Source organism: Ruegeria meonggei (assembly GCF_042768335.1).
GTDB lineage: Bacteria > Pseudomonadota > Alphaproteobacteria > Rhodobacterales > Rhodobacteraceae > Ruegeria > Ruegeria meonggei.
In genome coordinates this window covers 342,328-367,186 of the sequence record NZ_JAXHBT010000001.1, presented here as the reverse complement: position 1 = coordinate 367,186, position 24,859 = coordinate 342,328, and the positions used below count along the sequence as shown (strand labels likewise).

The 24,859-nt window shown below is 58.0% G+C and carries 31 protein-coding genes; 9 read left to right on the top strand and 22 right to left on the bottom strand.

Annotation, left to right across the window (positions count from 1 at the left end; genetic code table 11):
• Nucleotides 1–5 precede the first annotated feature (5 nt).
• The 13 genes from SJY13_RS01845 to SJY13_RS01785 all read right to left on the bottom strand — a co-directional run bounded on the left by SJY13_RS01845 (nt 6) and on the right by SJY13_RS01785 (nt 8,495).
• Nucleotides 6–668, bottom strand: a complete 663-nt coding sequence (locus SJY13_RS01845) for a phage tail tape measure protein (RefSeq protein WP_377186972.1) — start codon at nt 666–668, stop codon at nt 6–8.
• Nucleotides 655–864 (bottom strand): rcc01693 family protein, encoded by a 210-nt coding sequence (locus SJY13_RS01840; RefSeq protein ID WP_377186969.1) that lies wholly within the window; start codon nt 862–864, stop codon nt 655–657. Before SJY13_RS01840 ends, SJY13_RS01845 begins: the two co-directional genes overlap by 14 nt.
• A complete protein-coding gene (locus SJY13_RS01835; RefSeq protein ID WP_377186966.1) occupies nt 861–1,181 on the bottom strand; it encodes a gene transfer agent family protein in 321 nt (106 codons plus the stop codon). Before SJY13_RS01835 ends, SJY13_RS01840 begins: the two co-directional genes overlap by 4 nt.
• Before the next feature lie 4 nt (nt 1,182–1,185).
• Entirely contained in the window at nt 1,186–1,599 is a 414-nt protein-coding gene (locus tag SJY13_RS01830; RefSeq protein ID WP_377186963.1) for a phage major tail protein, TP901-1 family, read from the bottom strand.
• Nucleotides 1,600–1,619: 20 nt separating this feature from the next.
• The gene (locus tag SJY13_RS01825) at nt 1,620–2,033 is read right to left on the bottom strand and encodes a DUF3168 domain-containing protein (RefSeq protein ID WP_377186960.1); all 414 of its coding nucleotides are present in this window, start codon (nt 2,031–2,033) and stop codon (nt 1,620–1,622) included.
• Nucleotides 2,030–2,368, bottom strand: coding sequence for a phage head closure protein (locus SJY13_RS01820; protein WP_377186957.1), 339 nt, complete (start codon nt 2,366–2,368; stop codon nt 2,030–2,032). The genes SJY13_RS01825 and SJY13_RS01820 overlap by 4 nt, the downstream gene beginning before the upstream one ends.
• Complete coding sequence (locus tag SJY13_RS01815) at nt 2,365–2,964, bottom strand: head-tail connector protein (protein WP_377186954.1); 600 nt, start codon at nt 2,962–2,964, stop codon at nt 2,365–2,367. Before SJY13_RS01815 ends, SJY13_RS01820 begins: the two co-directional genes overlap by 4 nt.
• Nucleotides 2,965–3,141: 177 nt before the next feature.
• Nucleotides 3,142–4,320, bottom strand: a complete 1,179-nt coding sequence (locus SJY13_RS01810; RefSeq protein ID WP_377186951.1) for a phage major capsid protein — start codon at nt 4,318–4,320, stop codon at nt 3,142–3,144.
• A 34-nt stretch (nt 4,321–4,354) separates the two neighbouring features.
• Nucleotides 4,355–4,900, bottom strand: coding sequence for an HK97 family phage prohead protease (locus SJY13_RS01805; protein ID WP_377186948.1), 546 nt, complete (start codon nt 4,898–4,900; stop codon nt 4,355–4,357).
• 26 nt (nt 4,901–4,926) lie between these two features.
• Nucleotides 4,927–5,145 (bottom strand): GTA head formation protein, RCAP_rcc01685 family, encoded by a 219-nt coding sequence (locus SJY13_RS01800; RefSeq protein WP_377186945.1) that lies wholly within the window; start codon nt 5,143–5,145, stop codon nt 4,927–4,929.
• Nucleotides 5,138–6,301 (bottom strand): phage portal protein, encoded by a 1,164-nt coding sequence (locus tag SJY13_RS01795; RefSeq protein WP_377186942.1) that lies wholly within the window; start codon nt 6,299–6,301, stop codon nt 5,138–5,140. Before SJY13_RS01795 ends, SJY13_RS01800 begins: the two co-directional genes overlap by 8 nt.
• Before the next feature lie 168 nt (nt 6,302–6,469).
• A complete protein-coding gene (locus SJY13_RS01790; protein WP_377186939.1) occupies nt 6,470–7,132 on the bottom strand; it encodes a hypothetical protein in 663 nt (220 codons plus the stop codon).
• A 76-nt stretch (nt 7,133–7,208) separates the two neighbouring features.
• A complete protein-coding gene (locus SJY13_RS01785; protein ID WP_449314364.1) occupies nt 7,209–8,495 on the bottom strand; it encodes a DNA-packaging protein in 1,287 nt (428 codons plus the stop codon).
• A gap of 901 nt (nt 8,496–9,396) precedes the next feature.
• Between SJY13_RS01785 and SJY13_RS01780 the strand changes: the two genes are divergently transcribed.
• On the top strand, nt 9,397–10,224 hold the full coding sequence (locus tag SJY13_RS01780; protein WP_377193529.1) for a LysR family transcriptional regulator: 828 nt from the start codon (nt 9,397–9,399) through the stop codon (nt 10,222–10,224).
• Between the two features lie 270 nt (nt 10,225–10,494).
• Nucleotides 10,495–11,757, top strand: a complete 1,263-nt coding sequence (locus SJY13_RS01775) for a DEAD/DEAH box helicase (protein WP_377186936.1) — start codon at nt 10,495–10,497, stop codon at nt 11,755–11,757.
• Nucleotides 11,758–11,800: 43 nt separating this feature from the next.
• Here the strand turns inward: SJY13_RS01775 and mltG are convergent, their stop codons facing one another.
• The 7 genes from mltG to fabD all read right to left on the bottom strand — a co-directional run bounded on the left by mltG (nt 11,801) and on the right by fabD (nt 18,141).
• The gene (mltG, locus tag SJY13_RS01770) at nt 11,801–12,961 is read right to left on the bottom strand and encodes an endolytic transglycosylase MltG (RefSeq protein WP_085820877.1); all 1,161 of its coding nucleotides are present in this window, start codon (nt 12,959–12,961) and stop codon (nt 11,801–11,803) included.
• Nucleotides 12,962–14,227, bottom strand: a complete 1,266-nt coding sequence (fabF, locus tag SJY13_RS01765) for a beta-ketoacyl-ACP synthase II (RefSeq protein ID WP_085820878.1) — start codon at nt 14,225–14,227, stop codon at nt 12,962–12,964. It lies immediately after the preceding gene.
• A 204-nt stretch (nt 14,228–14,431) separates the two neighbouring features.
• Nucleotides 14,432–15,175 carry a 1-(5-phosphoribosyl)-5-[(5-phosphoribosylamino)methylideneamino]imidazole-4-carboxamide isomerase gene (locus SJY13_RS01760; RefSeq protein WP_377186932.1) on the bottom strand — a complete coding sequence of 248 codons (744 nt, stop codon included), beginning with the start codon at nt 15,173–15,175 and terminating at the stop codon, nt 14,432–14,434.
• A 121-nt stretch (nt 15,176–15,296) separates the two neighbouring features.
• Nucleotides 15,297–15,836 carry a GNAT family N-acetyltransferase gene (locus tag SJY13_RS01755; RefSeq protein ID WP_085820880.1) on the bottom strand — a complete coding sequence of 180 codons (540 nt, stop codon included), beginning with the start codon at nt 15,834–15,836 and terminating at the stop codon, nt 15,297–15,299.
• A gap of 142 nt (nt 15,837–15,978) precedes the next feature.
• Nucleotides 15,979–16,212 (bottom strand): acyl carrier protein, encoded by a 234-nt coding sequence (locus tag SJY13_RS01750; RefSeq protein WP_005982462.1) that lies wholly within the window; start codon nt 16,210–16,212, stop codon nt 15,979–15,981.
• A gap of 210 nt (nt 16,213–16,422) precedes the next feature.
• Nucleotides 16,423–17,160 (bottom strand): 3-oxoacyl-[acyl-carrier-protein] reductase, encoded by a 738-nt coding sequence (fabG, locus tag SJY13_RS01745; RefSeq protein WP_085820881.1) that lies wholly within the window; start codon nt 17,158–17,160, stop codon nt 16,423–16,425.
• A 42-nt stretch (nt 17,161–17,202) separates the two neighbouring features.
• On the bottom strand, nt 17,203–18,141 hold the full coding sequence (gene fabD, locus SJY13_RS01740) for an ACP S-malonyltransferase (protein ID WP_377186927.1): 939 nt from the start codon (nt 18,139–18,141) through the stop codon (nt 17,203–17,205).
• Nucleotides 18,142–18,311: 170 nt separating this feature from the next.
• Here fabD and SJY13_RS01735 point away from each other — a divergent pair, with 170 nt between their 5' ends.
• Complete coding sequence (locus SJY13_RS01735; protein WP_377186924.1) at nt 18,312–19,538, top strand: cytochrome b/b6 domain-containing protein; 1,227 nt, start codon at nt 18,312–18,314, stop codon at nt 19,536–19,538.
• 57 nt (nt 19,539–19,595) lie between these two features.
• On the opposite strand, the gene SJY13_RS01730 is transcribed toward SJY13_RS01735, so the two are convergent.
• Both SJY13_RS01730 and SJY13_RS01725 read right to left on the bottom strand, forming a co-directional pair.
• Entirely contained in the window at nt 19,596–20,168 is a 573-nt protein-coding gene (locus tag SJY13_RS01730; RefSeq protein WP_377186921.1) for a YceI family protein, read from the bottom strand.
• Nucleotides 20,169–20,295: 127 nt separating this feature from the next.
• A complete protein-coding gene (locus SJY13_RS01725) occupies nt 20,296–20,814 on the bottom strand; it encodes a hypothetical protein (RefSeq protein WP_377186918.1) in 519 nt (172 codons plus the stop codon).
• Nucleotides 20,815–21,096: 282 nt separating this feature from the next.
• Here SJY13_RS01725 and rpsF point away from each other — a divergent pair, with 282 nt between their 5' ends.
• From rpsF to SJY13_RS01695, 6 genes are all read left to right on the top strand, one after another.
• Nucleotides 21,097–21,450 (top strand): 30S ribosomal protein S6, encoded by a 354-nt coding sequence (gene rpsF, locus SJY13_RS01720; RefSeq protein ID WP_085820883.1) that lies wholly within the window; start codon nt 21,097–21,099, stop codon nt 21,448–21,450.
• A 27-nt stretch (nt 21,451–21,477) separates the two neighbouring features.
• Entirely contained in the window at nt 21,478–21,705 is a 228-nt protein-coding gene (rpsR, locus tag SJY13_RS01715) for a 30S ribosomal protein S18 (protein WP_005982441.1), read from the top strand.
• A 12-nt stretch (nt 21,706–21,717) separates the two neighbouring features.
• On the top strand, nt 21,718–22,338 hold the full coding sequence (gene rplI / locus SJY13_RS01710) for a 50S ribosomal protein L9 (RefSeq protein ID WP_085820884.1): 621 nt from the start codon (nt 21,718–21,720) through the stop codon (nt 22,336–22,338).
• A gap of 153 nt (nt 22,339–22,491) precedes the next feature.
• On the top strand, nt 22,492–22,968 hold the full coding sequence (locus SJY13_RS01705) for a lytic transglycosylase domain-containing protein (protein ID WP_085820885.1): 477 nt from the start codon (nt 22,492–22,494) through the stop codon (nt 22,966–22,968).
• Between the two features lie 212 nt (nt 22,969–23,180).
• Nucleotides 23,181–23,882: a helix-turn-helix transcriptional regulator gene (locus SJY13_RS01700; protein ID WP_085821084.1), complete on the top strand. Its 702-nt coding sequence runs from the start codon at nt 23,181–23,183 to the stop codon at nt 23,880–23,882.
• 97 nt (nt 23,883–23,979) lie between these two features.
• On the top strand, nt 23,980–24,837 hold the full coding sequence (locus SJY13_RS01695) for an acyl-homoserine-lactone synthase (protein ID WP_377186911.1): 858 nt from the start codon (nt 23,980–23,982) through the stop codon (nt 24,835–24,837).
• Nucleotides 24,838–24,859 lie beyond the last annotated feature (22 nt).

Genomic DNA, 24,859 nt, shown 5'->3' with positions numbered 1-24,859 from the left:
TTGATCTATCTGTTGCGATTGCCGCGTCCCAACGCACGGCTCATCTGAGCGGCGATCTGACCCTGGCTGCGTCGGAAACCCTGTACGTCAGGTGTGGTGATATTCATTACTACGTTCACTGCGCCACCACCGCCCGAGGTCCGCACACCCAGCTTTCCATCCGCTCCGCGTGCCAGTGGCATGATGGCCTCGGGGCCTGCCTCCCCCATCAATCCGGTGCCGCCACGCATCGGGAAAGTGGTCGGGCCGCTGATGACGCCCCCATTGGCGAAAGGCATCACCCTGCCCTGGCTGAAACTGCCGCCATCCGCGAAAGGCAATAGCCCCTTCACCAAGCCGCCAATCCCACCGGCCAACATGCCGCCAAAGTGGTCAGTTACAGGTTTGATCGCAGCGGAATAGGCCGTCCGGATCATCGAGTTTTTCAGCACGTCCAGCGCATCGGACAGGTTCATACCGTCCAGCACCACGCCGTCGAAGGCCTTGCGCAGGCCGCCGGACATGCCGCGTTCCAACGTTGCGACGTCCTTACCGGTTTCCTCAAACGCTGCGCTGATCCGTTTCATCTGGCCATCAAAAGCCGCAGCCATCGACGCCGCATCACCAAGCGAGTCGCCCAGCGCCTCGCCCCGTTCCTGCAGGTCTTCCAACCCGTCACGATCCGTCATCACGCTCTCCTTGTTTCTTGTCCGGATAGGCCGACAACAATGCGTCCAAACCCGCCCGGTTCATCGCGGGCATCCCTGCACCCTGTCCCAGCATCAGCCGCAGCTCGACCGGGGTCAGCCGCCAGAACTGCTCTGGCGACAAACGCAGACCGACCAATCCGGCGCGCATCAGGGCGGGCCAGTCGAACCCACTCATGTCTGCTCCGGCACCATGAAGGTCCGTGCCAGCAGCTCGGCCGCCGCACGTGCACCGGCCATCGGGCCGCCTTCGATCTCGGCCCGCAACAGGTCGGCACGGGTCACATCCGCCCCGCCGCCCCGCAGACCGGCCACGATCAACCCCAGCACATCACTGCTGGAATAGGCCCCGCCCTCGAACCTCTGCACCAGTTCAACCAGCGACCCGGTGCCCAGATCCTGTTCCAGTTCAGCCAAAGCGCCCAATGTCAGTTTGAGCACCCGCCGCTCTCCATCGATGGTCAATGCCACCTCACCCGCCCATGGATTGGCCATCGGATTACAGCGCCGTAAAGCTGAGCGCCCCGGCGCTCGCCAGGCTCATCTCATAAGTCGCCTCACCGTTATGAGAGCCGGCATACTCAATGCCAGTGACCTGAAACGCCCCTTCGACGATACCGAAATCGGGGATGATCACCTGAAAACTCGGGGTCTCACCGTTAAAGAACAGCTGACGCGCACGTTCATCCGTGCCAGCGTCCTTGAACACGCCAGAGCCCGAGATTGCCGCAGATTTCACCCCGGCTCCTGACAGCAACTCGCGCCAGCCTCCTTGGCTTTCAAGACTGGTGACATCCACACTTTCCGCGTTGAAACTGACCCGCGTGGCACGTAGCCCCGCGATGGTCTCAAAAAGGTCCGAGCCGTTCATATCCACTTTGACCAACAGGTCCTTACCGTTCCGGGCAGCCATATACTCTCTCCGTTGATTGCTTAGTCGTCTTCCACGCGGGCGCGGAATCTCAGATCGATCTGGCGGATTGCCCCGCCGGTTCCTGTACGCCGAGCCGAGGCGCGTTCGAACCACAGCCCCACCACGCGCCCCCGGTTCAGGGACAGCGGCGCGCCCTCCAGCGCGTCACACACTGCACCCGCCAACGTCTTGGCCGCGCCAAACCCGGCAGCTTCGGACACGACCGACACCGTGAACCGATGCACGGCCCCTGCGCCGGAACGGTCCGAGGCCTCTCGCACCTCTTCCGGACCCAGCGTCACATAGGTCTGGGGCACTGATCCGGCGGGCACTGCGTCATAGATCGCGCCGCCTGCCAGAGTTCCGACCTGTGCATCGCCGGACAGCAGTTGAAACACCGCCTCCTGCAAGGCCGCTGATACGCCGTAACTCATGCCGCCACCTCTTCATCTGCGAAACAGGTCAGGTACTGCCCCCGCGGGTCACGATCCGCGACCGCGCGGATGACAAAACGGCGTGTGCCTTCTGCAAACCTCTGGTCCGGTGACGGGCGCATGCTTGATCCTTCCGGCGCGCCGCGAACCACGATGCGGTACCCGACCCGCGAAACAGGAACTCCGGCGATCTGACGCTCGGACCCGCTGCGTGCGGTGACCTCAGCCCAGACCGTTCCCAGCGCTTGCCAGGTTTCGGTGTACCCGCCAGCGCCGTCCGGCACGCGCACCGGAGCTTCAAGCGCCAGCTTTCGGTTCAACCGCGGCGCTTTCATTGCGTCACCCCGGCGCCAAAGCGCACAATCCGATACCGCTGGATCAGGCTGGTCACGCCAAACGGCATGCACCCGGCCCCAAGCGCGGTTTCGTCGCGATATTCGTAGTAATGCGCTGCCAGCAACAGAACCGCCTGCCCCAGATCAGCAGGTAATCCACCCCAATCCGGCGACATCCCGGCCGTAAAAGCGATCTTCACCGAGCCCCCCGTGGCAATCCCGGGCAGGGTCGACTTCACCGGGCGCAGTCGGGGGCGTTGGCTGTCCTGCTCCAACCGATAACTGTCAGGCGCCGCAGGTCCTGTGGTGCCTGCCGCATCCGCAACAGTGACCATGTCTATGGTCTTCACCGGGGCTACGGGCAACACTTCACCCGCAGGTGCACGCCAGTTGGTCAGGCTCCAGGAAAAACTCCGCTCGATCAGCACCTTCCCAGTGCGCGCCTCGATCGCTGCAATCGCCGCCCGCAGAAAGCTCTTCAGCACCTCGTCCTGCACGTTGTCCTCGGCAAAGCCGGTTCCCAACCGCAGATGCGCCTTGAACTGATCCACCGGCAGCGCCGCATCCGCGATGGCGGTTTCTTCGATCAACATCATCCATTCACTCCGCAATCTCGGACCCCTCCGGGGGCCGCATCCTCAGGAATTGACGGGCACGCGCCGCCCCACGTTGCTCGGACGGAGGGGAGCAGCTAGACAACGCAGGGGATCTCACCCCGGCCCGTACCCGCCGCCCGGAGGGCCGGTTGCCCAGCCCCCCGGATCCGCCACCGCTTAGGCGGTGCCGAATTTCACCAGCTTGATCGCGGCAAAGTCGCTCACATCGCCGCCCACGCGCTTGGTCGCGTAGAACAGGACATGCGGCTTAGCGCTGAACGGATCGCGCAGCACGCGCAGATCGGGGCGCTCGGCAATGGTGTAACCGGCCTGGAAGTCACCAAATGCGATTGAGAAGCTGTCGGTGCCCGCATCCGGCATGTCCTCGGCGATCAGAACCGGGTAGCCCATCAGACGTGCCGGCTCACCTGCGGCTAGACCGTCAGACCACAGGAAGCGTCCATCGCTGTCCTTCAGCTTGCGGATCAGCCCCGCAGTTTTCGAGTTCATGACAAAGGTGCCGTTGACCCGGTATTGCGCGCCCAACGCGTAAACAACATCAACAATCGAATCCGCATCGACCCCCGCATCGATCCCGGTCGGGACATAACCGATATTGCCCCAAGCCCAGACGTCATTGTCCACCTTGGCGTGGTCCAGAACGCCCTTCGGCTTATCGGCCCCATCACCGTTGATAAAGGCCGAGGCCTCGGCGCGGGCAAACTTGTCGGCAATACGGCCAGCCAGCCAGCCTTCAACGTCAAAAGCGCTGTCATCCAGCAGACGTTGCGAGGCTTTGGGCAACGCGCTCAGCTCGTGCAGCGCGATCGAAATGCGATCGATCGACGGGGTCGCCGTCTCAGTCGCACCCGAGGCCTCATCCGCCCAGCCTGCACCCACATCCGTGTGGTCGATCAGCACATCGAACGAGTTCGCCTCGACATTCACCACCGATGCAATCGACCGGATCGAAGCGGTGGATTTCAGCACCGATTTGATGACTTCAGCGGTCTGCGGATCCACCAAATAGCCGCCATCGCTGTTCACCGCGCTCGACAACGTTTTGGCCTCCATATCCAGCCCGCGCAAACCATCGTCGTCACCACAGCGCACATAAGCGTCAAAGGCCTTCTGATGCGGTGCGCCGTCGTCGATTGAGGCCGCAAGGTGCGGACGCGCCGCGATGGTTGATTTACGATCCAGCATGGTCAGTCGCTCTTCTGTCTGTTGCAGTTTGGCTTTAACTTCAGCCTTCAAACCCTTGTATTCATTCACGAAGCCAGTCATTACCTGCTTCACCTCCTGAACCAGGGGCACACCCTCTCCGGTCAAGGCCGGGGTCTCGGTCTTGCTCATCAGCACTTCCTTTTTGGGGTGGGTTTGAGGCGCGCTAGGTTCGCGCCAGCTCCTGCCGGGCGGTGTTGAACACCTCGGCAATACTGCGCCAGGTGTTCTCGGCCTCGGGATCTGTTCCCTTGGCCGCCACCCGCGCACTGGGCAGCATCGGGAAGGTCACCAGCGACACTTCCCACAGCTCCAGTTCGGTCAAGAGCCGCTGGCCCTTGTCATTCTTCGAAGCCCGGGTGGTACGATAGCCAATCGACAGGCCATCAATCGCACCCGCACGGATCAATTCTGCTGCCTCGCGCCCTTTTTGGGTGCTTTCCAGAAGACGTCCTTTGACCCACAAGCCCTTGTTATCCTCATGCACTTCGTCCCAGACCCCGATGGGTTGGACCGGATCGTGCTGCCACAGCATTTTGACCCGCTGGCCCGCCTTATCCAACTTGGCTAGAGAGGCGCGATAGGCTCCTTTTTGAACCACGTCACAGCCTTGATCGACCTGACCAAACAGACTGGCATATCCTTCGATCACCGCATCTTCGGTCACCGACAGCCCGTCTCCGAACCGTGCAAACTTGTGTTCCAAATCCATGAACACCTCCTCGTAAGCTTTTGAATTCACGGCGTTGCAACCAGAAATGACTGAAACACCTGCGCCAGAATTACGGCCGCGACGCCGTAGACCGTCAGCCATAACCGCTTTTCCAGCCGCTCCATCATCTCTTCAATCCGATCCAGCCTTCGGCACAGATGCGCATGCTGGATTTCAGCCACCCTTTCATGCGCGGCAAGACGCAAGCCCGGCGCACAGTCAAATGGAGGATACCCCTCACTCATCGGCACGCTCCGGCAGCCCCAACAGCGACCGCTTCTCGGCATCCGTCAGGAACTCGGCCCGACTGACCCGCGTCCATTGCGCATCGCGCTCAGCGGACAGCGCCGGCACCTGATCCATGTCGGGTTTCAGCATCAGCTCTTCGCCGTTAAAGCCCGACAGCCACTCTGACACCGCCGCCGCCACCCGCGTCACCAGGGGCAGCACGGTCAGGCGATAAAACGCCCGGTTGGCCTCCTGATAGTTCGAATAGGTCGCGTCACCCTGGATCCCCAGCAACATAGGCGGGACCCCAAAGGCCAACGCGATCTCGCGGGCGGCGGCTTCTTTGGTCTTTTGAAACTCCATGTCAGAGGGCGAGAAACCCATCGGTTTCCAGTCCAACCCCCCTTCCAGAACCATCGGTCGTCCCGCATTGCGCGCACCGCGATAGTTCTGTTCGATCTCATCACTCAGGCGACGGAACTGGTCTTCGGCCATCACACCGTGGCCGTCTCCGCCCTTCCACACCAGTGCTCCGGACGGTCGCGCTGCATTGTCCAACAGCGATTTCGACCACCGCGACGCGCTGTTGTGCACATCAATCGCCATCGCAGCGGCCTGCATTGGCGAAAACCCATAGTGATCGTCCTGCGGATGGAAGGACTTGATGTGGCAGATGGCGTCGGCTGCGAACCGGTGCGTCTTGCCGCCGGCGGTGTAGTCATACGACTTGGGCCATCCATCTGCCCCAGGCACTACGCTCATCCGGTCCGAGCGCAGGACATGCAGCTCTACCGGCAGACCGTCTTCGGCCTGCACAGCCTCAACATAGGCATTGCCGGACAGCAGCAACTGTCCGAACACAGCCTCCATCAACTCTGCCCGGCCCTGTGCCGCATTCGGGCGCCGCATCAGGCTCAAAACCGGGTGCGTCTCATAGCGCTGTGCCTGATCCTGCAAAACCAACGGCAGGGCCGCCGCCGCCTCGGCAATCAGTTTGACCGAGCGAAACCCCACCGGGTTCCCCGAAAACCCCGTCCGCGTCAGCGATACCGTGTCCCGAGGGCTCCACGCCACGCGCCCGCCCGTTTGCCACGCCATCACTGGTCCCGCAGCACTTGCCTTTGTCTCGGGTGCCTCGCAAGCCGTTCCACGGCGCAAGAAATCGAATACCATCTGTGCTCCTTTCTGCCGCCGCTCTGCCCGGCTTGTTGAAAAGAGTTATGACGGAAAGAAGTTTAAGCCTTGGGAATGGGGCGTACGGGGGGTGCGCAACAGCGGTAACAGGATAAAAAACAAGCCTTTAAAAATAAAACGGTTCTCTGATAGAAACGATCTTTCAAATCAGGCGTTATTCGCCACCTTTCGATCTTCTGCACAAGACCTTATCATCGCAAGCAACTGATCTGAATTTGCCAAGTAGTCCAGGAAAATCGGTTCAACACCACGAGCAAACCGATCCGGATGACCTGCATGCGACAAACCAAACCCTAGGAATTGAACCTGTTGTTCTGAAAGCAGGGTTCCTACCCTTAGCGACGGATAGGGCCGGGTGGGAAGCACCTCGTATGGAAATGCCGTTGAATGTTCGCACGAAACGACAAAAAGCTTGGTGCTAAGTCTCCAATTTCTTCCCAAACGACAGATGACTACGCGTGTATCGGTAACGTAGTAGATCAAATTGCTCAAAACAAACTGGCGTTGAGTGGCGAGGTAGGCCGAAAAAGAAAGCAAGGCTACCGTTGCAATGCAATACATGAACAGCGCTTTAAATCGACCGAAACGTGCATCTGGGTCAGCATCTATTAATGGTAGCGTCGCCCAAAGCGCAACAAGTGCTACTAGAACAAATACTTGTAACTTACGTTCTTCGCCTACAGCTTGAAAAAACTTCAAGCCACAACCCGGACGACCTGACCAAAGCAAACGTTCTTTTGGAGTAAGGATTTCTTCCAAGTCAGGCGTACGGAGAGCTGTGACAGTAACATGTGACATACGATTGGCCATACAGCGCTTAAACCCTTGAAACCAGATAAAATCGGTTTAGGGCGCATCAGAAAACACACTCCAACGAAGTAGCGTTTCACAAACTCCGTACCCTAGGCCGTCGATACGCTCCCGCAGGACCCACAACCAACTCATGCAGCGCCCAGACCAGCGCGTCGACCCTGTCGGGTGAGCCCTGCCCCTGATACCCGCGCGCAGTCATCTGGCACATCTGCTCCTCCAGCGCGTCCAACCCGGCCACATGAGACACCCGCCCCTGCTCATACAAAGCCGCCACCGGCTCGGCCCGCGCGACCTTGCCGCGTGACGCCCGCACCGCGCGGTACGGGACCAGAGGGTCCACTTGCCGCACGACCTCTTCCACCAGTTGCCCGCCCTGATTGACCTCGGCCACCAGACGTTCGGCTCCGAACTCATCCATCGCGTCAATCGCGGCCTTTGCCCAACCCGCCGGACCAACGCCCTGTACCGTCCGATCGGCCAGCACATAGGCGCGCCAGTCCTCGGGCGGCCCTTTCACCTGAGCCCCCACGACCACGATCCCGCAGGCATCCGCATCCGACCCCGCCGTCACCGCCGGGTCCAGCGCCACCACGATCCGATCCAAATCAGGCACCGGCACACAGCGCGCCGCCTCCAGCATCGACCCAGTCCACAGAGCGCCCTCAGCGTCCGACAGCAGCACTCCGTCCAACTCCTGCCTCCCCAACCGCGTGCCTGCATATCGCGCCCGCACTTCGGTCAAAAACGAGTCCGCCAGATTGGCCTGGTTCGCCTCGGTCGGCGCATGGGTCTGCACAGTAGACGGAGACGCCAGCAACGCCTTCAAAGCCTTTACGTTCCGGGGCGTGGTCGTCACGCACACCTGTGGCTGATCCCCAAGCCGCAGTGCAAACTGCAACATATCCCAAGTCTCACCAGCTTTCTTCCACTTAGCTAGTTCGTCCACCCAAGCCGCATCGAATTGTGGTCCCCGGAGCCCTTCGGGGTCATGTGCTGAAAACGCCTGCGCCTCAGCCCCGTTCGGCCAAATCAGCTTGCGCTCGGACGCCTTCCACTGCGGCCGCCGATCCGGCGGAGAGCATTGCAATATCCCGCTATCCCCAAAGATCATTACATCGCGCACCTGATCGAAGGTTTCGCCCAGCAGCGCCACCCGACTGGCTGCCCCTTTATCAAGAGGTTTCGGGCCTTCAACCACATGTCGCACCCATTCAGCCCCGGCCCGCGTTTTACCAGCCCCGCGCCCGCCCATAATGACCCAGGACCGCCAGTCGCCTTCGGGCGGCACCTGATGCGGCAGCGCCCAGAACTCGAACAGGAAAGGGAGGGCGCACAGCCCCCCCTCCCCGATCTCACTCAGAAATCTGTCCCGAACCGCAGCATCGGCGGAGGCGAGCCAACCTGCACCCGACCTCAAATCGAGCGCGCTCAAGGTCGATTGCGTATCCACCTTGGGCAATTCCGGCCTGTCTGTGATGTTGTTCGACAAAGCTTGTCTCCACTTTCTGGCAACTTCGGATCAGCCCCTCTAACTGCCCGAGTTGCTTGCCTGTACCAGCAAGATCTGCATCCTCCCCGGTTCCGATCTGCCTGCGCAATTCTTCCGCTGCTTGGCGCAGACCGCGAATGGATGTCTCAAGCGACTGCAAAAGTTCCGCCGTCTGGGACATACGCTCTTCCGGGGTAATCAAAGTCATGTTTGCCTGTGACCTCATGCGTGAGTGTTTCCGCACGAGAGAAACGAAAAACGGCCACCGGGTTACCCCGGGGCCGTTGCCCACTTCTTCTAGCATGACACAACTTATGCGATAGTAAGCGCGCAAAGTCAAGATTTCGCGCAACAGCAGTGCAACATCCAACGCACTGTAAAGTCGCTTATTTTTTACACTTTGGGCCGTGCACTACTCGAAATCCTTCCTCAAATGAAAGCGCCTTGTACGAATATGCAACCTCCGCATCCTTAGAACCCTCAAAGGAAAGGAAACGATCTCGGCAACACCTTCCACAATCAGGAAAGTTATTCTCGCCCCGATCCCGCCATGCTCTTCCATAAATTCACCCTCTTCGCAAAGAGCTTTCGACCTCTTTGCTTTGGGGAACGGAGTATCGGGGTTGTTAGAACTGCAAGGCTTGGAACCCATCTTTTTTCCTATCGAAAAATGGCTGCCTGTTGACGGTGTACAGCGCAAATCCAATTGACTACGACCGGTCTAACAGTCAAAATTCGATCAGGAAACGAAACGTATTGATGGGTTCATTTCATTTTTGAAAAGAATGGAAATTGGGATGACCTCCGCCTTTTCCTTGCTGTAGCGCGTGAGGGTGGGCTGTCTGCAGCGGCCCGCGCAACAGGTAGCAGTGCTGCTACATTGGGTCGGCGCATGTTAGCCATAGAACGCGCTTTAGGGTGTGATCTCTTTCATCGACACGACAGAGGGTATGAATTAACGCGCGACGGCGAGCGTTTGCTTTCAGACCTTTCTTCGATTGAACCACAGATATTACGGGTATTGGCATCGACCTCCCAGACGCAAAAACCTCTGGTCAAAGTGTCGGCTGGAACCTGGACAACACATTTGTTGCTCTTTCACCTTCGAGAAATTGTCGGCGAACCACCTGACATCCGTCTAAGGTTCCTGTCTAGCGAGCAGGACTTGAGCATTCTTCAGCGTCAGATCGTGATTGGGTTCCGAAACCGACGACCCACTGAAGACGGGCTAGCTGGCCAAAAGCTGAATCAGGTGCAGTTCGCTCCGTACGGAACTTCTAATGCCCCCGAGCAATGGATCAAAGTGCTGGCGGACACGCCATCTGCACGGTGGTTGGACAAAAGAACCGGCGCCGATGCGGTGTGTGAAGTCAAGTCACCGCGGGACAGCCTGGACTTAGCTCTTTCTGGCGTAGGGCATGCTTTGCTACCCACATTTATTGGTGAGAAATTCCCAGAGCTGACCCAAGTCGGCAACATCATTCCCGAACTCTCACACGACCAGTGGCTTGTCACACATCAGGATGACCGCAGTCTTCCAGAGGTGCGTAGAACAATTGATCGGATGCGGGCTGTGATACTAAAGCGCGTGCCGAGCTGACCCTCGACTTGACATTTCTTCCCCAAACCTTCATGTGCCCCACAAGACAGCGCTGAAGCGTGAGCATCGGTGGCCTCTGTTCGGCCCCCACAGCGCAAAACTTTTCTCCGGTTCCCATTCACGCAGGGTTCTTGATGCGATGGCCAGACACTGCAGGATTCGCCTGTGCGTCCCGAGGCCTTGCAAAGCCCCTGCCCGGTCGCGCTCTTCGCGTGACCAGTCTCTCTTGTCCGCGCTGATCTGTCAGCGCGGATTACAAAGGAATGTTATTTGTTCGACTTCGACATGCTGGGCCTTGCCCCGGCTCTGAATGACGCGCTAAAAAGCGCCAAGTTTACGCAACCCACCCCGATCCAGAACCAAGCGATCCCGCTGGCCATGAAAGGCCACGATATTCTTGGCCTGGCTCAAACCGGCACAGGCAAGACTTTAGCTTTTGGCCTGCCGCTGATCGATCACCTTTTAGCTCAGCCCGGCAAACCGGCCCCGAAGATGGCCAAGGCACTGATCCTGGCGCCGACCCGCGAACTGGTTAACCAGATCGCCGACAGCCTGCGCAATCTGACGAAAACCACAAAACTGCGCGTCGCAACCGTTGTCGGCGGGCAGTCCATCAGCAGGCAAATCTCGTTCCTGGCACGTGGCACCGACATTCTCGTCGCCACTCCGGGTCGTCTTATCGACCTGATGGAGCGCCGCGCCGTTGACCTTAGCTCGGTTCGGCATCTTGTGCTGGATGAGGCGGATCAGATGCTGGATATGGGCTTTATTCACGCCCTTCGCAAAATCGCACCGCAACTGGGCACCCCGCGTCAGACTATGCTGTTTTCAGCCACGATGCCGAAACAAATGGAAGAACTAAGCCAAGCCTATCTGACCAACCCACAGCGGGTTCAGGTCTCGCCTCCGGGTAAAGCGGCTGACAAAGTCACGCAATCGGTGCACTTCGTCAGCAAACCTGAAAAGCCAAAGAAGCTGCGCGAAATTCTGTCTCGGGATCTGGACGCTCTGACACTAGTCTTTGCACGCACGAAACATGGTGCCGAAAAGCTGATGAAAGGCCTTGTGGCTGATGGCTTCAACGCGGCCTCGATCCACGGCAACAAAAGCCAAGGTCAGCGCGACAGGGCCATCAAGGCGTTCCGGGCTGGGGAAATCAACGTTCTGGTTGCCACGGACGTGGCCGCACGGGGGATTGATATCCCGGGCGTCGCCTATGTGGTCAACTACGATCTGCCTGATGTGCCTGACAACTATGTCCACCGCATCGGTCGTACTGCGCGTGCCGGTCGTGACGGTGAAGCCATCGCCTTTTGCGCGCCTGATGAGCTGGACCAACTGCTCCAGATCCAGAAAGTGATGAAGATCGAAATACCGGTCGCCAGCGGCAAGATGCCGGAATTCGCCGAGGCGAAGAAGCCCAGCAAACGTGGCGGCTTCCGGGGACGCGGCTCCAAGTCACATGGGGCCAACACAGGTTCAAAGCCGGCACCGTCAAAGCGGCGTCGCCCACGTCGGCGTCCTGCTGCGTAAGGTGTGAGTTCAGCGAGCTGCCCAAAAGGCAGCTCGTTTCTCTTTAGTTGCCCGAGCTCTGACGCTCGGCTTCAATCTCGCGCCATTTGGCTACGTTGCGGTTGTGCTCTTGCAGCGTTTCGGCAAATGCGTGCCCTCCGGTGCCATCAGCAACAAAGAAGACATAATCTGTCTGTTCCGGAGCAACTGCTGCCTCAAGACTGGCGAGACCAGGGTTGGCAATCGGTGTCGGCGGCAAACCGTCAATCACATAGGTATTCCAGGGCGTTGCCCGGCGCAGCTCACTCCGGCGCAGGCCACGCCCCAAAGTGCCCTGACCTTTGGTGACACCATAGATCACCGTCGGGTCCGTTTGCAGCTTCATGCCCTGCTCCAGCCGGTTCACAAAGACGCTGGCAACCTGGCCACGCTCTTGCGGGACACCGGTTTCCTTTTCTATGATCGAGGCGAGGATCAACATCTCTTCTGGGCTGTTGATCGGCAGACCGTCCTGACGGCTTTCCCAAACCGCGTTGATCCGCAGCTGCTGTCTGTCCTGCATCTTTTGCAGGACCGCATTGCGATCATCGCCTGCTGTCAGATCATAGCTGTCGGGGGCCAACATGCCTTCGGTCGGGATTGCGCTCACCTCACCCGTCAATGCATCAATGCCCTTCAACGCTTCGGCCACCTGCCACGAGGTCACGCCTTCGGCCACTGAGACACGGTACCGTGTATCTGCATCCTCCCGCTTTTCGGTATAAGTGGCAGGGGCTTCGTCCTCGGCAGCATCGAAGCTGGCGATTTCAACGAAATCCAGTGTCGCCGGGTCCAGTTCCCGCACCCGGGTCTGAATTCGTGTGACGCCAATGCGGTATTCGATCTCGGATCCGCAAGTGCTGGCACCGCTGCTGGTGATCTCGTCGATTATGTGTTCCATCGAAGCACCCTCGCGGACCAGAAAACTGCCTGCTTTCAGTTGCGCGGCTTTGTCCGTGTAATCCGCCGCCATCCTGAAGATCATCGCGCTGCTGATAGCCCCCTGATCTTCAAGCTCGCGACTGACGTCCCCCATGTTTGAGCCGCCGATGACCTGCAGACAAATGGCGGTTTCCAGCGGGCCCGCATCTTTGTAACGCGACTGACCCCACAGGATAAGGCCACCCACCATAAACAAACCGACCACCAAAACGGTCAGCGCATTTGACGCAAGAGCCCGCCACATCTAGCTGACCTTTCCGAAAATCACGCTGGCGTTGGTGCCGCCAAACCCGAACGAGTTCGACAGCGCCACGTTGATCTCACGCTCGCGCTTGGCATTCGGGGCAAGGTCAATTGGGGTTTCAACGGCTGGGTTGTCCAGATTGATAGTCGGTGGCGCAACCTGATCACGGATCGCGAGGATCGAGAAGATCGCCTCAATCGCACCGGCAGCCCCCAAAAGGTGACCCGTCGCCGATTTGGTCGAGGTCATGGTGGCACTGCTGGCATGGTCACCCAGCAGGCGTTCTACCGCACCCAGCTCAATCGTGTCCGCCATGGTCGAGGTGCCGTGAGCATTGATGTAATCCAGATCCGTAGGCTCCAGCCCGGCGCTGCGCAGCGCGGCCCGCATTGAGCGTTCGGCACCGTCGCCATCCTCGGACGGCGCGGTGATGTGATAGGCATCACCGGACATGCCATAGCCCAGAACCTCGGCATAGATCTTCGCACCCCGTGCTTTGGCGTGCTCGTATTCTTCCAGAACCACAATGCCAGAGCCTTCGCCCATGACAAACCCGTCGCGATCCTGATCATAGGGACGGCTGGCCGCTTTGGGGTTGTCGGCATACTTGGTCGACAGCGCCTTGCAGGCGTTAAAGCCCGCAATACCAATTTCACAGATGCAGCCTTCGCCGCCGCCTGCAACCATCACATCCGCATCGCCCGCACGGATAATCCGGCTGGCGTCACCAATGGCGTGCGCCCCGGTCGAACACGCAGTTACAACCGAGTGGTTCGGCCCCTTGAACCCGTGACGGATCGAAACCTGACCGGACGCCAGGTTGATCAGCGCCCCGGGAATAAAGAACGGGGACACCCTGCGTGGACCTTTGTCGCGGATCAGGTTGGCCGTTTCGGCAATGGACCCAAGGCCACCAATCCCCGAACCAATCAGAACACCAGTACGCAGGCGCGCCTCTTCGTCCTCGGGCAGCCAATCCGCATCCTGACAGGCCATGTCGGCCGCCGCGATGGAATACAGAATAAAATCTTCGATCTTGCGCTGCTCTTTTGGCGGCAACCAATCGTCGGGGTTAAATGTCCCATTGGTCCCGTCTCCGCGCGGGACCTCGCAGGCATAGGTCGTGGTGACCCCGCTTGCCTCTGCATCGAACTGAGTGATCGGACCTGCACCGGATTCCCCGTCCAACAGCCGCGACCAAGATTCCTCGACCCCGCTGGCTAAAGGAGTGACCAATCCCAGACCAGTTACAACGACTCTGCGCATGAAGTGCCTCTTGCCTGCTTCCTGTTATGAGAACCGCTCATACCCCGGCCCGGGGTCCGGGGGCAAGAGCAACGGTGTACAGTGTTCCGGCATCAACCCGCCAGTGATGGCAATTTCGGGCCAACGCAACGAGATGCCGACAGAAAAGAAAAACCGCCCCTTGCACGAACCGGCGAGAGGCGGCTTTTTTGCTTTCCCTATAGTTTACTGGAACTGCGCCACAGGTTCCCGGGCCGTTTTGGCCACTTCAAGAACATCGCCCAGCATCAGAGACTTGCGGAAAAGCGCGCGTCCGACAATTGCTCCGGATATGTTGTGAATATACGCCAAGCGTGAGATATCATCGACGGTGCGCACAACGCCGCTGGCAATCACTGGTGTGCGGGATTTCTCGGCCAGGCCGGAAATCAGCCCCAGCTGAGCCTCAACATCTTCAACATCACTGTCGATATCAGTGACAAGAATCGCTGCAAATGGGGTGCCAGCAAACGCTTCGATAAACGCATCGGGTGTAAACGCACTTTGACTGCGCCAGCCTTCAGTCATGACCTGGCCTTGCCAAACATCCACCGCCAGAACGATTTGATCCGGGTACAACTTGGCCAGCTCTTTCACTAGGTTCGGATCCCACGCCGCCAAAGTGCCGATTACAATCCGCCCTGCGCCCTTGCCGATCCAGTGCTCAACCTGTTCACGCGTGCGCATACCACCAGCCAGCTGGACAGGGATCTCGGCCGAGCGAATGATCTCTTCGACCAGTTCAGCGTTTGTGTCGCGCCCTTCGATAGCATCGAAGTCGGTCAGGTGCATCCATTCCGCACCTTCAGCGGCCCAGCTGCGCGCTGTTTCAACGGGATTCACGTGCCAAATCATGGCATCGTCCAAACGGCCCTTGTCCAGTGTCACGCACCGGCCGTTCTGCAGTTCCATAGTGGGGTAAATCCTCATGAGCCTGTTCCTCCGCTCAATCGCTTTCAAATCCACTATAACATACACACCAAGATGACCTTGGCTTTTACCAGTATCGGCAAACTACGGACGTTTTGCGGCATCGGCGCAATTCTGCGTATCAGTTGCGCGCCGGCGGCCCGTTTCTTTTGAACAGATGAACTGGGGTGTCTCTGTAGTCGCATTCACGCATCGAGACATAACCAAGTTTTTCCGCCAGTTTTTGCGAGGTTACGTTAGTGGCGTCGATCATCGCGACCAACGGGCCAGGCATAATTCGGTCAAACCACTCATGCGCAGCCTGAGCCGCTTCCAGGCCCAACCCCTGTCCTTGCGCTTCTGGCACAAGTATCCAGCCCGCCTCGGGGAAGTTGTCAAAGTCTTCGCCCATTTCCCGGTTTGCATAGAAAAATCCGGACTGACCGATCATCTGCCGATTCGATTGCTGGACAACTGCCCATTGCCCGAATCCGGCCATTTGCCAGTGCCCTGCATTCCGCAGAAAAGAATCCCATGCTTCGCCCCGCGACCGTGGTTGCCCACCGACATGCCGCACGATGCAAGGGTTCCGCCAAATCTCGGCGAACCGGTTGAAATCCTCGGGTCGCATGGCGCAGAGCGTCAAGCGTGCCGTGTTTATCATTGGGGTGGATCGTATCATGCCCTGCCCGCTCTGAAATATTGCGCCTCAGGCGAAACGTTGCGAACGAAAGGGCGGCCTGACAAGCCTGAATTGTAAACAATTATAAAAAAACGGCGCCTCCGTTGCCCGGAAGCGCCGCTTTTTGACGATCTCTCAGCGTTTAGGACGCTTCAGAGATGAATTTGACGGCGTCGCCAAAGGTCTGGATGGTTTCGGCTGCGTCATCCGGAATCTCGATGCCGAACTCTTCTTCGAAGGCCATTACCAGCTCAACAGTGTCCAGGCTGTCTGCGCCCAGATCGTCGATGAAGGACGCGTTTTCCGTCACTTTGTCTTCTTCAACACCCAGGTGCTCAACAACGATCTTTTTAACGCGATCTGCGACGTCGCTCATGTCTATTCCTCATTCCATTTCAGGGCATAGTGCCCGGTTCAGCCCTTGCCCGCTCAGGCTGGCTTTGATTTGCCCGGTCTGGGCGGTTTAGGTCCCCGATTACCGGGAAAGTAGAAGGCCGACCTTTTTGGTCGACCCCTGCATTCATGCGCCGCCTATAGCACAGACAACGCCCAAGGCAAACGCTTTCGCGCCCGCCTCGATCCGCGCTCACAACATGGCCATACCACCGTTCACATGCAAGGTGGTTCCGGTAACATATCCGGCTTCGGTACTGGCAAGGTACAAAACTGCCGACGCAATTTCCGCTGCATCACCCATACGTCCGGCGGGCACTTGCTGCAAAATGCCGGACTTCTGATCATCAGTCAGCTTGTCGGTCATGGCCGTGGTGATGAATCCGGGCGCAACCGCGTTGGCCGTGATGCCGCGACTGGCGACTTCATAGGCCAGCGATTTGGTCATGCCGATCATACCCGCCTTGGACGCGGCATAGTTGGCCTGACCAGGATTGCCGGTGGCACCCACAACGGACGAGATGTTGATGATCCGCCCCCAGCGCGCCTTCATCATGCCGCGCAACACACCTTTGCACAGCATCGCGGTCGAGGTCAGATTGACGTCAATCACGCTTTGCCATTCTTCATCCGACATGCGCATGAACAGGTTATCGCGGGTGATGCCCGCGTTGTTGACCAGAATGTCAACCGAACCCATCACCTCGGCGGCCTGTTTCGGCAGGGCAGCCACGGACTCGGCATCGCTGAGGTTACACGGCAGGACATGCGCCCGTTCACCCAGTTCAGCGGCCAGTGTCTGCAGCGGCTCAACCCTTGTGCCCGACAACCCAACCGTTGCCCCCGCACCGTGCAGAACACGCGCGATCTCACCGCCGATGCCACCGGATGCGCCGGTGATCAATGCGGTCTTACCTGTCAAATCAAACATTCGATTTCCCTCTTGGCGCGTCTCTTGCGGCGCGCGTGTATTCTACGATTCGGCCTGTGTCACATTCTGCACGTCATCGGGTGTGCCAACAGCTTTGCCTGCAATCGCACGGTCGATTTTGCGGATCATCCCGGTCAGAGCCTTCCCGGCCCCGATCTCCCACGTTTCTGTCACGCCTTGCGCTGCGATGTATTGCACGCTTTCACGCCAGCGCACGGATCCGGTAACCTGTTCGACCAGCAGTTGGCGGATCAGGTCCGGGTCCGTGACCGCTTCGGCCCGCACATTGGCAATCAGAGGCACAGCCGGAGCTTTGATTTCAACGCTTACCAGGGCTTCGGCCATCACATCCGCAGCAGGCTGCATCAGCGCGCAATGGAAAGGGGCGCTGACCGGCAGCATCACCGCACGTTTTGCGCCTTTTTCCTTGGCGATCTCGGCGGCACGCTCGACTGCTGCCTTTGCACCGGATACCACAACCTGCGTCGGATCGTTGTCATTTGCAGCCTGACAGACCTCGCCCTGCGCGGCAGCTTCGGCAACGGAACGCACAGCTTCAAGATCCAGACCCAGAATGGCTGCCATCGCACCTTCGCCCACAGGCACCGCGCTTTGCATAGCTTGCCCACGCGTCCGCAACAGGTGAGCGGTGTCGGCAATCGTCAACGCCCCGGCCGCAGCCAGCGCCGAGTACTCTCCAAGAGAGTGGCCAGCCACAAACGCCGCATCTGTCACTGAAACCCCTTCAGCCTCAAGCGCACGCATTGCAGCGATCGACGTTGCCATCAGGGCCGGCTGTGCGTTCTGGGTCAGGGTCAGTTCCGCGATATCGCCGTCCCAGATCAGGCTGCTCAGCTTTTCGCCCAGCGCGGCGTCCACCTCATCGAAAACGGCCTGTGCGGCGGGATATGCCTCGGCCAGAGCTTTGCCCATGCCGATGGTCTGGGCGCCCTGCCCCGGGAAAACAAATGCGCGTGTCATTGCAACCTCTTGGATGACGTTAGGTTGCAGCGGGGTGTAAACCGTGTGCGGGCGCGGCACAAGCGTTGCCTGACCTCTGCACTCTGGCACCTATGCTGTGCATATGTCGCTATTGAGTCCCTGCGCCATGGCTATAGGTTGATCGCACCCAACCCAGCCCGGAGCGCTCGATGCCAACGACCAACACTTTCTCCAGCTACGGCACTGTAACCAAGACCTTTCACTGGCTGACGGCGCTGTTGATATTCACCGTATTGCCACTGGGCTGGATCGCCAATGATCTGGCCCATGAGATCTACGACCCTGCAATCCCCACTACCGAAGCGGATATCGCGCGCGCAGCCCTCCTGTTCTCGATCCACAAAACCGTGGGGGTGACCGTGTTCTTTGTCGCCCTGGCGCGTATTCTGTGGGCGGTGAGTCAAACAAAACCCGGGCTTTTGAATGCTGAGAACAAACCCGAGACCTTTGCTGCCGAAACCGTTCATTGGATGCTGTATGCCGCGCTTGTACTGGTGCCGTTGACAGGCTGGGTACACCACGCTGCCGCCGAAGGGTTTGCGCCAATCCTGTGGCCCTTTGGACAAGACCTTCCCTTTGTTCCGAAATCCGTCTTTCTGGCAGAGGTAACCGCGGGTCTGCATTGGCTGTTCATCTGGGTTCTGGCCGGATCCCTTGCCCTGCATATCGCCGGAGCGCTCAAGCACCACGTCATAGACAAGGACAGCACCTTGCGCCGAATGCTGCCCGGTCAGTCTGACGCGCCTCAGCCGCCCCAGCAGCACCATTCGCTGGTTCCCGCGTTTGCCGCGCTGATGGTTTGGTGCGCCATTTTGGTCGGCGGCTGGTCAATTGGTGTCTTTTCCGACCATTCCACACCCGCAACCGATACCACTGAGCTGACCGAAGTGCAGTCGGACTGGCAGGTGCAGGAAGGGTCGCTGTCGATCACAATTTCGCAATTGGGCAGCCCCGTGACCGGCAGCTTTGCCGACTGGACCGCAGCAATTGCATTTGAAGACCCGCCCGAGCCCGGACTTGCCGGATCGGCGGATGTCACCATCGCCATCACATCACTAAGCCTGGGAACAGTCACCGATCAGGCCATGGGTGCCGATTTCTTCAACAGTGCCCAGTTCCCAACCGCTCAATTCAAGGCCGAATTATTCAAGACCGATGCAGGCTATGAGGCGCGCGGCACTCTGACCATTCGTGACAAATCCGTAGATATGGTGCTGCCATTTACGCTCGCCCTACAGGACGACACCGCTGTCATGTCGGGCCAGTTGGAGTTGAACCGAATGGATTTCGACGTAGGCACATCGCAACCCACCGAAGAGTCACTGGGCTTTACGGTCATTGTCTCAATCGACTTGACTGCCAAACGCGCAGAATAAAAAAACCGCCGGGGGATCAATGCCCCGGCGGTTATGTTTCAAACTACTGAAACCGAATTATTCAGCTTTCTGAGCTTCCACCGAAATGTGAATTTCGACTTCGTCCCCGACGAACGGTGCGAACTGACCCAGATCAAACTCGCTGCGTACCACAGTGGTCGTCGCGTCGAAGCCGGCCCAAGGCTTGCCAGCCATCGGGTGTTCACCCACCTGGTTCAGCTTCGCGTCCAGAACAACCGACTTGGTGACACCGTTCATGGTCAGGTCGCCGGTGATGTTTGCGGTGTTCTCACCGGTGACTTCGATACCGGTCGAAGCAAAGGTGATCATATCGCCTTCGGCCACGCCGAAAAAATCCTCGGTCATAAAGTGATCTTCGCGCGGCTTCCAGCCAGTAAACATCTCAACAACAGGCATGGAAACGTTAACGCTTGAGGCAGCAGGGTTTTCCTGGTCGAACATGATCTCGCCCTCAAAGCCCGAGAACATGCCGTAGGTAGTTGAAAAACCAAGGTGGTTATAGTTGAAAACGACCTGGCTGTGGCTGGGGTCCAGAACGTACTTCTCGGCACTGGCGAATGCCGATGTGGCCGAAACGGCCAGAACAGCTGCAAGAAGGGTGGATTTCATGACAATCTCCGCAATTTTTGTGGATGCAAACCGTTTGGGTTGCTCGGTAACGAAAATGTGCCGCCCAAGGGCGGCACACAACCTATATTCGCTAACAACTTCTGTTCCTATATGAACAGAATAAAAATCAGGCGAAGATTGTTACACTTCCGCTCAACTGACCCTTGAGCGCTCGGCTGACATCCGCCGATTGTAGTGGCAGCTTCATCAGCAGGCTGCCGTCGACGTCAAACAATTCGACCTCGTTGTCCGCAAATCGAGCACCACCCAAAGTGTCATAGCTACGGCGCAGAACGGTCTGAGGACGTCCGTTTTCATTCTTTTGCAGAACGCGCACTTCGCGGCGGATCGGATCGAAGTAAGCGTCTGGGCGGGCATCCAGCAGTTGGACAGTCAACAGGCTGACCCCAACCATCAGGAACATCATAGATGCTGCAAGTTTGATCGGCCAAACCTCGGCTGACATGGCGGAGCCCTGCATGATCCACATTGAAAAGGCTATGACGATCAGAAACGCGCCAACCACGCGAGACAGAACCATTCTGACCTTCCAGTTCGGCGCAAAGGCGATCAAAACTGGTACTGACTTTTCAAAGTTCGCGTTGGTCGCGGACCGTTCGAAGGAATTCGTGTTAATCGCCGTCATTTCTTTCACCCTGTTCTCAGGTTGCCGTCTGGGGTCGGTCAGTCCGGTTAGTCCCCGGTATGCAAAACAACTTTGAGCCGAAAAGAGTCAGGAATTGGGCGACGCAGTGGAAATAGCACGACTTCACAAGGGCATCTGTGGCAGGCCTTGCCCCTGCTGTGCAAACGTGTATATGGGGCCATCCTTCGCTAATCGTATGAATCGCGCAGCCTCTCGTGGCAGGGTCGCGAAGGAAACCTGGCCCCGCCTATGAAATGCGCCTTGATAGAAACAGGAGTGCACATGCCGCTGTATGAGCATGTAATGATCGCGCGTCAGGATTTGTCCAACGCGCAGGCAGAAAGCCTCGTCGAACATTTCGGCACCGTTCTGGCTGACAATGGCGGCAACGTCATCGACAGCGAGTATTGGGGCGTCAAGACGATGGCCTACAAGATCAACAAGAACCGCAAGGGTCACTATTCCTACCTGAAGACCGACGCCCCCGCTGGCGCCGTTCAGGAAATGGAGCGCCTGATGCGCCTGCATGACGATGTTATGCGCGTTCTGACCATCAAGGTCGACGAGCACAACGAGGGCCCTTCGGTCCAGATGCAGAAGCGCGACGAGCGCGAAGGCCGCCGCGAGCGCCGCTGATCAACGCCTGACGAAAGGACATAAACCATGGCCGCAAAACCATTTTTCCGCCGCCGCAAGGTCTGCCCGTTCTCGGGCGATAACGCGCCGAAGATCGACTATAAAGACACCCGTCTGCTGCAGCGCTACATCTCTGAGCGTGGCAAGATCGTTCCCTCGCGCATCACCGCCGTTTCGGCAAAAAAGCAGCGTGAACTGGCCCGTGCTATCAAGCGCGCCCGCTTCCTCGCCCTGCTGCCCTACGCTGTGAAGTAAGGAGAGACTGATATGCAAGTTATCCTTCTGGAACGCGTTGCGAAACTGGGCCAAATGGGCGACGTCGTTGACGTTAAGCCTGGATTTGCCCGCAACTTCCTGCTGCCCCAAGGCAAAGCGCTGAGCGCGTCCGAGGCCAATATCGCCTCGTTCGAAGCCCAGAAAGCACAGCTTGAGGCCCGCAACCTGGAAACCAAGCAAGAAGCTGAAGCGCTGGCTGAAAAGCTGGATGGACAGCAGTTCATCGTGATTCGCTCGGCATCGGATGCCGGCGCTCTGTATGGTTCGGTCACCCCGCGTGACGCCGCAGACGCCGCAACCGAGGCTGGTTTTACCGTCGACAAGAAACAGGTCATCCTGATCGCACCGATCAAAGATCTGGGTCTGCACTCGGTCGCAGTCAAACTGCACCCCGAGGTCGAGGTAAAGATCAATATGAACGTCGCCCGTTCGCAAGAAGAAGCGGAACTGCAGGCGTCGGGTAAATCAATCCAGGAACTGGCCGCCGAAGAAGAAGCAGCCGCTGAATTCGAAATCGCCGAACTGTTCGACGACATCGGGTCTGCTGCTTCGGAAGACGACGATCTGGTTGCCGAAGAAGCTCCGGCTGAAGAAGACGAAGCCAAAGCCTGATCCGGCTGAAGTAAAATCCAAGAGGCCGCACATTTTGTGCGGCCTTTTTTTTGTGCACACGCTAAACGGGCAAAATTCAGCCAAAATTCATTCCTACGCTTGCGGCCAGATCACCAACCCATATCATCGCGATCTGAAATTCGGAGTTCAAAGATGACCAATCTCTTGCGCCGCGGCGTTCTTGCCATGTTGCTTGTTGCCCCTCTCGCCGCGTGCGGTGGCCCTGATGTTTCTAGCCAGGCCGCGTTCGATCCCCCGCTATACCCCAACGAAACGCCCGAGCTGCGCGCGTCGATCAACACATGGGCGGATCATTACGAACTGCCGCGCGAGCTTGTTCATAAACTGGCAATTCGGGAAAGTACCCATCGCCCTTGGGCCGTAAACCGCCCATATTACGGCCTGTTGCAAATCCTGCCCGCCACCGCCAGGTCGATGGGATACTCTGGCAACTCGCAGGGCCTGCTAGACGCAGACACGAATCTAGAGTTTGCAGGAAAGTACCTTCGTGGCGCCTGGTTGTTATCCGACGGTGATCAGCAACGCGCGATATTCCTATACGCCAAGGGCTACTACCCCGAAGCAAAAGCCCGCGGAATGTTGGTCGAGACCGGGCTGAGGCCAAATTAAGCACCGATGCGAAAACGGTCGAGATTGGATCTTCTTGAGCTATGTATTGAAAAAGCACCATTGGGCGACCATGTTGCACGAAATACGCATTTTGCATGTGTCCCTTGCACAAATGGCTTGCACAAAGCACGGAAAATGACGCAGCGTATAGGATACATGGACAGATTTGGCTTTTCTTTGGGGAGAAGAATAGCCGGACAAGGGTTGGACAAGTGAAACTCATAGACTTGGCCGCGCTCGATCACGAGGAAAGGTCGACGGCTGACATAATAAACTCTGTCTGCGACGAGCTTGGCTTCGACTATGCGTCTTATGCCACATTGAACCCTATGAAGGGTGACGTGCAGGGATATGCAAATTATCCCGACGAGTGGAAAATTCACTATGGCAGCCACGGCTTCCACCACTTCGATCCAACTATCTATCAATCTGTTCTCAGCATTGCTCCGGTCGATTGGGGTCGCTTCAATCACGACGAGAAATTCAACGCCGTATTCCGCGACGCCAATGATTTTGGCATTACCCCTCGTGGGTTAACCGTTCCGGTCCGTGGTCCGTACGGAGAATGTGGTCTGCTCAACGTTACACGCGATTGTTCAGACGCTGAGTGGGAAAAGATGAAAAAGCACGTGATGGGCGACTTGCAAATGGCGGCCGTTCATGCGCATGACACTGTTATGCAATCGGGCGTTCTTGCCAAAGCTTTGTATCTTCCCTCGCTTTCCACACGCGAAAAAGAGATCCTGCAATGGGTAGCCGAGGGCAAATCACAGCAAGATATTGGTGACATTTTGTCGATATCCCACCGCACGGTCGAAGTGCACATGCGGTCGGGCCGTGAAAAATTGGGCGCTTTGACCACAGCGCAAGCCATTGGACGGGCCATAGGATTTGGCCTAATTGCCCCTGGTTAATGAAAAAAACCCGTTTTCTACGGGATACCCCCAATAGTCTAAGGCAATATCTTGGTTAACCTCAACTTTACGGTAACAAGACTGTAGGGGGATGGAAATGATCATCGTAATTGATGGTATCAACCAAGATAAGTTCAAAGACGTACTGGATGAGATGTTCAAACTGCGCGCGCGCGTTTTCGGCGACCGCTTGGGTTGGGACGTGAATATCAAGGATGGGCGCGAACGCGACCACTTTGACGACCTGCATCCTGCACATGTAGTCAGCATCAACAACTCGGGGGACGTCGTTGGGTGCATGAGACTACTGCAAACCACAGGGCCACATATGTTGTCCGACGTCTTTCATTCAATTCTGGACGGCGATGCGCCGATCCGCAGCTCACAGGTTTGGGAAGCAACGCGCTTTTGCGTGGACACCAAGAAACTGGGGCGTGGACGAGGTGAAAACTCGGTGTCCTACGTGACCAGCGAGGTCATGATCGGATCATTCGAATACGCCAAAGCAGCCGGCGTGCTCGACTCTATTGCAGTAATCGACCCGGTCATGAACCGCGTCCTGCAACGGTCAGGGAATGCCCCCTATGACTATCTCGGCACGGCCAAGCCAATGGGTAAAGTGGTGGCAATGGCGGCGCTGATGGATTGTTCAGACGAACGCATCTCGGGCATCCGGGACTATGCGAGCATCGAACATGATGTCTTCCTCAGCGATGAAGAGGCGCTGGAACTCTGTGCCCGCACCAAGGTGCAGGAAAAGCCGGGCGTGGCGAATTTCGACCACCAGCCGCTTAACCGGTTAGAGAAATACTTTGTCGAACAGATGAATTCGGCAACGACGAAAGACGAAGTAGATGCGGTTCTCAGACTGATCGAAACGCTTTCGGACCGGTTTACGCCCGAGCAGAAGACTGCTCTGCTACGAACCCCCCGCGCTTTTGCTAATGAGGCCTGACCCCCTCACCTCATAAGCACAA

Coding starts and splice junctions, on each gene's coding strand:
- SJY13_RS01845 (WP_377186972.1), bottom strand. CDS start 668: ATGACGGATCGTGACGGGTTGGAAGACCTGCAGGAACGGGGCGAGGCG.
- SJY13_RS01840 (WP_377186969.1), bottom strand. CDS start 864: ATGAGTGGGTTCGACTGGCCCGCCCTGATGCGCGCCGGATTGGTCGGT.
- SJY13_RS01835 (WP_377186966.1), bottom strand. CDS start 1,181: ATGGCCAATCCATGGGCGGGTGAGGTGGCATTGACCATCGATGGAGAG.
- SJY13_RS01830 (WP_377186963.1), bottom strand. CDS start 1,599: ATGGCTGCCCGGAACGGTAAGGACCTGTTGGTCAAAGTGGATATGAAC.
- SJY13_RS01825 (WP_377186960.1), bottom strand. CDS start 2,033: ATGAGTTACGGCGTATCAGCGGCCTTGCAGGAGGCGGTGTTTCAACTG.
- SJY13_RS01820 (WP_377186957.1), bottom strand. CDS start 2,368: ATGAAAGCGCCGCGGTTGAACCGAAAGCTGGCGCTTGAAGCTCCGGTG.
- SJY13_RS01815 (WP_377186954.1), bottom strand. CDS start 2,964: ATGATGTTGATCGAAGAAACCGCCATCGCGGATGCGGCGCTGCCGGTG.
- SJY13_RS01810 (WP_377186951.1), bottom strand. CDS start 4,320: ATGAGCAAGACCGAGACCCCGGCCTTGACCGGAGAGGGTGTGCCCCTG.
- SJY13_RS01805 (WP_377186948.1), bottom strand. CDS start 4,900: ATGGATTTGGAACACAAGTTTGCACGGTTCGGAGACGGGCTGTCGGTG.
- SJY13_RS01800 (WP_377186945.1), bottom strand. CDS start 5,145: ATGAGTGAGGGGTATCCTCCATTTGACTGTGCGCCGGGCTTGCGTCTT.
- SJY13_RS01795 (WP_377186942.1), bottom strand. CDS start 6,301: ATGGTATTCGATTTCTTGCGCCGTGGAACGGCTTGCGAGGCACCCGAG.
- SJY13_RS01790 (WP_377186939.1), bottom strand. CDS start 7,132: ATGGCCAATCGTATGTCACATGTTACTGTCACAGCTCTCCGTACGCCT.
- mltG (WP_085820877.1), bottom strand. CDS start 12,961: ATGTGGCGGGCTCTTGCGTCAAATGCGCTGACCGTTTTGGTGGTCGGT.
- fabF (WP_085820878.1), bottom strand. CDS start 14,227: ATGCGCAGAGTCGTTGTAACTGGTCTGGGATTGGTCACTCCTTTAGCC.
- SJY13_RS01760 (WP_377186932.1), bottom strand. CDS start 15,175: ATGAGGATTTACCCCACTATGGAACTGCAGAACGGCCGGTGCGTGACA.
- SJY13_RS01755 (WP_085820880.1), bottom strand. CDS start 15,836: ATGATACGATCCACCCCAATGATAAACACGGCACGCTTGACGCTCTGC.
- SJY13_RS01750 (WP_005982462.1), bottom strand. CDS start 16,212: ATGAGCGACGTCGCAGATCGCGTTAAAAAGATCGTTGTTGAGCACCTG.
- fabG (WP_085820881.1), bottom strand. CDS start 17,160: ATGTTTGATTTGACAGGTAAGACCGCATTGATCACCGGCGCATCCGGT.
- fabD (WP_377186927.1), bottom strand. CDS start 18,141: ATGACACGCGCATTTGTTTTCCCGGGGCAGGGCGCCCAGACCATCGGC.
- SJY13_RS01735 (WP_377186924.1), top strand. CDS start 18,312: ATGCCAACGACCAACACTTTCTCCAGCTACGGCACTGTAACCAAGACC.
- SJY13_RS01730 (WP_377186921.1), bottom strand. CDS start 20,168: ATGAAATCCACCCTTCTTGCAGCTGTTCTGGCCGTTTCGGCCACATCG.
- SJY13_RS01725 (WP_377186918.1), bottom strand. CDS start 20,814: ATGACGGCGATTAACACGAATTCCTTCGAACGGTCCGCGACCAACGCG.
- rpsF (WP_085820883.1), top strand. CDS start 21,097: ATGCCGCTGTATGAGCATGTAATGATCGCGCGTCAGGATTTGTCCAAC.
- rpsR (WP_005982441.1), top strand. CDS start 21,478: ATGGCCGCAAAACCATTTTTCCGCCGCCGCAAGGTCTGCCCGTTCTCG.
- rplI (WP_085820884.1), top strand. CDS start 21,718: ATGCAAGTTATCCTTCTGGAACGCGTTGCGAAACTGGGCCAAATGGGC.
- SJY13_RS01705 (WP_085820885.1), top strand. CDS start 22,492: ATGACCAATCTCTTGCGCCGCGGCGTTCTTGCCATGTTGCTTGTTGCC.
- SJY13_RS01695 (WP_377186911.1), top strand. CDS start 23,980: ATGATCATCGTAATTGATGGTATCAACCAAGATAAGTTCAAAGACGTA.